The sequence below is a fragment of the Bradyrhizobium sp. genome, assembly GCF_035701725.1.
Lineage (GTDB): Bacteria > Pseudomonadota > Alphaproteobacteria > Rhizobiales > Xanthobacteraceae > Bradyrhizobium.
Genome location: NZ_DASSRP010000095.1, coordinates 1 through 4,614 on the forward strand (window position 1 = coordinate 1; position 4,614 = coordinate 4,614).

The window sequence follows — 4,614 nt, forward strand, 5'->3', positions numbered from 1 at the left end:
CGAAACAGCACATGGTCGTGGGCGGAATCCTTGCTGCGCGGAGTGTGGAACTCGCCCGGCGTATCCGCCTTGTCTTCCTTCTCGACCCGAAACGAGCCCGACATGCCCAAATGCATCAGCAGCACGTCGCCGGAGCCGAGATCGGCCATTAGATATTTGGCGCGGCGGCCAAGCCCAGTGACGGTCTGGCCGGTCAGGCGTGCGACAAAGTCCTTCTGGAAGGGAAAGCGCAGGTCCTTGCGGCGGGCCTCGGCGTGCAGAATTTTTGCACCCTCCATGACCGGCTGCAGGCCGCGGCGAACCGTCTCGACTTCGGGCAATTCAGGCATATGCGATTCAGGGCTTCGATTTAGGGGCTTGGAGGTCATTCACCTTATAAGGGTGACGTGATAGCTCCATTGCGCCGGGCGCGCTATGGTCCGGGTGTGGAGTAGTGTTGATGAGCCCGGCCGACGAGACCACCCATTTCGGCTTCCGCGACGTGCCGCTCGCGGACAAGCAGACGCTGGTGAACGACGTGTTTCACAGCGTCGCGTCGCGCTATGACCTGATGAACGACCTGATGTCCGGCGGCCTGCACCGCGTCTGGAAGGACATCATGGTGGGCACGCTCAACCCGCCGAAGAACGAGCGGCCCTATGCGCTGCTCGATGTCGCCGGCGGCACCGGCGACATCTCCTTCCGTGCCGCCAAGGCTTCCGGAGACGGCTTCCGCGCCACCGTCTGCGACATCAATGTCGACATGCTCACGGTCGGCCGCGACCGCGCGGCCAAGCGCCATCTCGACGACCGCGTCTCCTTCGTCGAAGGCAATGCGGAAGAGCTTGCCTTTCCCGACCGCGCCTTCGACGGCTACACCATTGCCTTCGGCATCCGCAACGTGCCGCGGATCGATCGCGCGCTGAAAGAGGCCTATCGCGTGCTGAAGCCCGGCGGGCGTTTCCTCTGCCTGGAATTTTCGAGTGTTAACGTGCCCGGCCTCGACCGGCTCTATGACCTGTTCTCGTTCAGGGTGATCCCCGAGCTCGGTCGCGTGGTGACCGGCGACGCCGAGTCCTATCGCTATCTCGTGGAATCCATCCGCAAATTTCCAAAGCCGGCCGCGTTCGCCGACATGATCAGCGAGGCCGGCTTCTCCCGCGTCAATTGGCAGACGCTCTCCGGCGGTATCGTGGCGTTGCATTCGGGCTGGCGTTTGTGATCTCCGCTCTCACCCACATCGTTCGGCTCGCGCGCGCCGGCTTCGTGTTCGCGCGCGAAGGCGTGTTCGGCGCCGTCGATCCCGCGCTGGTGCCGCCGCCGGCACAGCTCTTGATGAAGATCGCGCGTCTGATCGAGCGCCGCGGTGCCAAGTCGGGCCCCAGGCTGTCGCGCGCGCTGGAGCGGATGGGCCCGGCCTATCTCAAACTTGGACAATTCCTTGCCACGCGGCCGGACGTCGTCGGCGTCGTCATCGCGCGCGACCTCGAAGCGCTGCAGGACCGCCTGCCGCCGTTCTCGCAGAGCGAGGCGGAAGCCGCGATCGCGATCTCGCTGGAACGTCCGCTGTCGCAGGCCTTTGCGACCTTCGGTCCCGCGGTCGCCGCCGCCTCGATCGCGCAGGTGCATCGCGGCGAGGTCGAATATGGCGGCGTCCGCCGCGAAGTCGCGGTCAAAGTGCTACGGCCCGACGTCGCTTCGCGTTTCCGCCGCGACCTCACCGATTTCTTCTTTGTCGCGCATCAGGCCGAGATTTATTCGGCCGAAGCGCGGCGACTACGGCTGGTCGAAGTCATCAACACCATGTCGCGCTCGGTGGCGATGGAGATGGACCTGCGGCTGGAAGCGGCGGCGATGTCGGAGATGGCGGAGAATACCCGCGACGATCCCGATTTTCGCGTCCCGACTGTCGACTGGGACCGTACCACCCATAACGTTCTGACCATGGAGTGGATTGACGGCATCGCACTTTCCGACCACGCGCGGCTCGAACAGTCGAAGGTCGATCTGCCGGATCTCGGCCGCAAGGTGATCCAAAGCTTTCTGCGCCATGCCCTGCGCGACGGCTTCTTCCACGCCGACATGCACCCGGGCAACCTGTTCCTCGATCCCGAAGGCCGCCTCGTCGCGGTCGACTTCGGCATCATGGGCCGCCTTGGAATGAAGGAGCGGCGCTTCCTCGCCGAAATCCTGCTCGGTTTCATCACGCGCGACTATCGCCGCGTGGCCGAAGTGCATTTCGAGGCTGGTTACGTCCCCTCGCACCATTCGGTCGACAATTTCGCGCAAGCCATCCGCGCCATCGGCGAGCCGATCCATAATCGTACTGCTGAAGAAATCTCGATGGCGAAGCTGTTGACCTTGCTACTCGAGGTCACAGGCCTGTTCGATATGCGCACCCGCCCGGAACTGATCCTGCTGCAAAAGACCATGGTGGTGGTCGAAGGTGTCGCGCGCGGTTTCGATCCCAGGCTCGACATCTGGAAAGTCGCTGATCCCGTGGTGCGCGAATGGATCGAACGCAATTTGGGGCCGATCGGCCGCATCGAAGGCGCGGTGGCAGGTGCCGGCGAACTTGGCCGCGTGGTCGCAAGCCTGCCTTCGCTGGCCACGCGGGCCGTCACGGTGATCGAGCAATTGGAAACCATGACCCGCGAAGGGCTGACGCTCTCGGAAGAGACCATTGCGGCCATGGGCCGCACCGAGGGCCGTAAGAGCCGCTGGCGCACGATCGCGCTCTGGATCATCGCAGCGACTTTTATCGGTATGCTGTTCGCCATCCGTCAACTTTGATTGCATTGCAATCATATTGATGATAGCATTGCTATCGCATCAGCTCGGAGTGGGCTATGGCGAGCCTGACCATTCGAAAACTCGACGACGCCATCCGTGACGCACTGAGGCTGAGGGCCGCCCGAAGCGGCCGGTCGGTCGAGGATGAGGTGCGCGTTATTCTTCGCGAGGCCGCCCAGGAGGGCGCATCCGGGCCACCTGCCGCCATCTTGCGGGAAGTTGCGCCCAGCGCGCCAAGGCTGCGCCCCGAGGCGGGTCATGCCCGCGTCACCCTGATCATCGGCGGCGGCATCGCCGCGTACAAAGCGCTCGACCTGATCCGGCGGCTGAAAGAGCGGCACATTGAGGTTCGCTGCGTTCTGACCAAGGCCGCCCAGCACTTCGTCACGCCGCTGGCCGCCAGCGCCCTGTCGCACGAGCGCTGCTATACGGATCTGTTCGATCCCGCGAGCGAATTCGATGCTGGCCATATTCGGCTCGCGCGCGATTGCGACCTGATCGTGGTGGCGCCCGCCACCGCCGACCTGATGGCCAAGATGGCGCACGGGGCCGCGGATGATCTCGCCAGCGCCATTCTGCTCGCCGCTGACGTGCCGATCCTGCTGGCCCCGGCCATGAACCCGCTGATGTGGAACAATGCCGCCACCCGCCGCAACGTCGCGACGCTGCAGCGCGACGGCATCGCCATGATCGGCCCCAATGCCGGAGAGATGGCCGAAGCGGGCGAGGCCGGCGTCGGGCGGATGGCGGAGCCTGCTGAGATCGCCTCTGCCGCCGAACGCCTGCTGCACCCGCCCCGGCCACAGCCGCTTGCGGGCAAGCGCATGCTGATCACGGCTGGCCCCACCCATGAGCCGATCGATCCGGTGCGCTACATCGCCAACCGTTCGTCCGGCAAACAGGGCTTTGCGATCGCGACGGCGGCCCATGCCGCGGGCGCCGAGGTCACGCTGGTGTCGGGTCCGGTCGATCTCGCCGACCCGCCCGGCGTGAGGACCATCCATGTGGAATCGGCGCGCGACATGCTTCACCAGGTGGAAGCAACACTCCCGGTCGATATCGCGATCTTTGCCGCGGCGGTCGCCGACTGGCGCGTCGCCCATGAGGGCGAACAGAAGCTGAAAAAGACCGCCGCCGGCATGCCGCCGCTCCAACTGGTAGAAAATCCAGACATTCTGGCGACGATCTCCCATCTCAAAAGCGGGCGGCCACCGCTGGTGATCGGATTTGCCGCCGAGACCGAACACCTGATCGAGAACGCCAAAACCAAGATCGCCCGCAAGGGCTGCGACTGGATCGTCGCCAACGATGTCTCGCCGGCCACTGGCGTGATGGGCGGCGACCGCAACACCGTGCATTTGCTGGTCCGCAACGGCGGCACGATCGACGTCGATTCCTGGCCGGTCATGACCAAGGACGAAGTCGCGAACGAACTGATCGCGCATGTCGCCAAGGCCGTCGCCGCCAAACCATCGGGACAACTATCGTGAGCAGCGTCGTCAAAGTCGAAGTGAAGCAACTACCGAACGGCGCAGGCCTTGCGCTGCCGGCCTATCAGAGCGCGCTGGCCGCCGGCCTCGATCTGCTCGCCGCCGTTCCGGCAGATGCGCCCCTCACCCTTGCACCGGGCAAGTACGCGCTCGTGCCGACCGGTCTTTCGATCGCGCTGCCACCGGGCTTTGAAGCGCAGGTGCGCCCACGCTCGGGGCTGGCGGCGAAGCACGGAATTACCGTGCTGAATGCACCGGGGACGGTGGACGCGGATTATCGCGGCGAAATCGCGGTGCCGCTGATCAATCACAGCGACGTGCCGTTTACGATCCGGCGCGGCGAGCGCATCGC

Annotated in this window: 5 protein-coding genes; 4 read left to right on the forward strand and 1 reads right to left on the reverse strand. The window is 64.9% G+C overall.

The genetic code is table 11. The features are described 5' to 3' along the window. Window positions 1–329: DNA-formamidopyrimidine glycosylase family protein (locus tag VFL62_RS05020; protein ID WP_325171272.1), on the reverse strand; the 329-nt coding region annotated here is incomplete at its 3' end. A gap of 110 nt (window positions 330–439) precedes the next feature. On the opposite strand from VFL62_RS05020, the gene ubiE reads away from it, so the two are divergent. The 4 genes from ubiE to dut all read left to right on the forward strand — a co-directional run. Next, window positions 440–1,201: a bifunctional demethylmenaquinone methyltransferase/2-methoxy-6-polyprenyl-1,4-benzoquinol methylase UbiE gene (ubiE, locus tag VFL62_RS05025; RefSeq protein WP_325171273.1), complete on the forward strand. Its 762-nt coding sequence runs from the start codon at window positions 440–442 to the stop codon at window positions 1,199–1,201. Then, a complete protein-coding gene (ubiB, locus tag VFL62_RS05030) occupies window positions 1,198–2,772 on the forward strand; it encodes a 2-polyprenylphenol 6-hydroxylase (RefSeq protein WP_325171274.1) in 1,575 nt (524 codons plus the stop codon). The genes ubiE and ubiB overlap by 4 nt, the downstream gene beginning before the upstream one ends. 56 nt (window positions 2,773–2,828) lie before the next feature. After that, window positions 2,829–4,262: a bifunctional phosphopantothenoylcysteine decarboxylase/phosphopantothenate--cysteine ligase CoaBC gene (gene coaBC / locus VFL62_RS05035; protein WP_325171275.1), complete on the forward strand. Its 1,434-nt coding sequence runs from the start codon at window positions 2,829–2,831 to the stop codon at window positions 4,260–4,262. After that, window positions 4,259–4,614 (forward strand): dUTP diphosphatase (gene dut / locus VFL62_RS05040; protein WP_325171276.1); only part of this gene is annotated, 356 nt, incomplete at its 3' end. The genes coaBC and dut, both read left to right, overlap by 4 nt.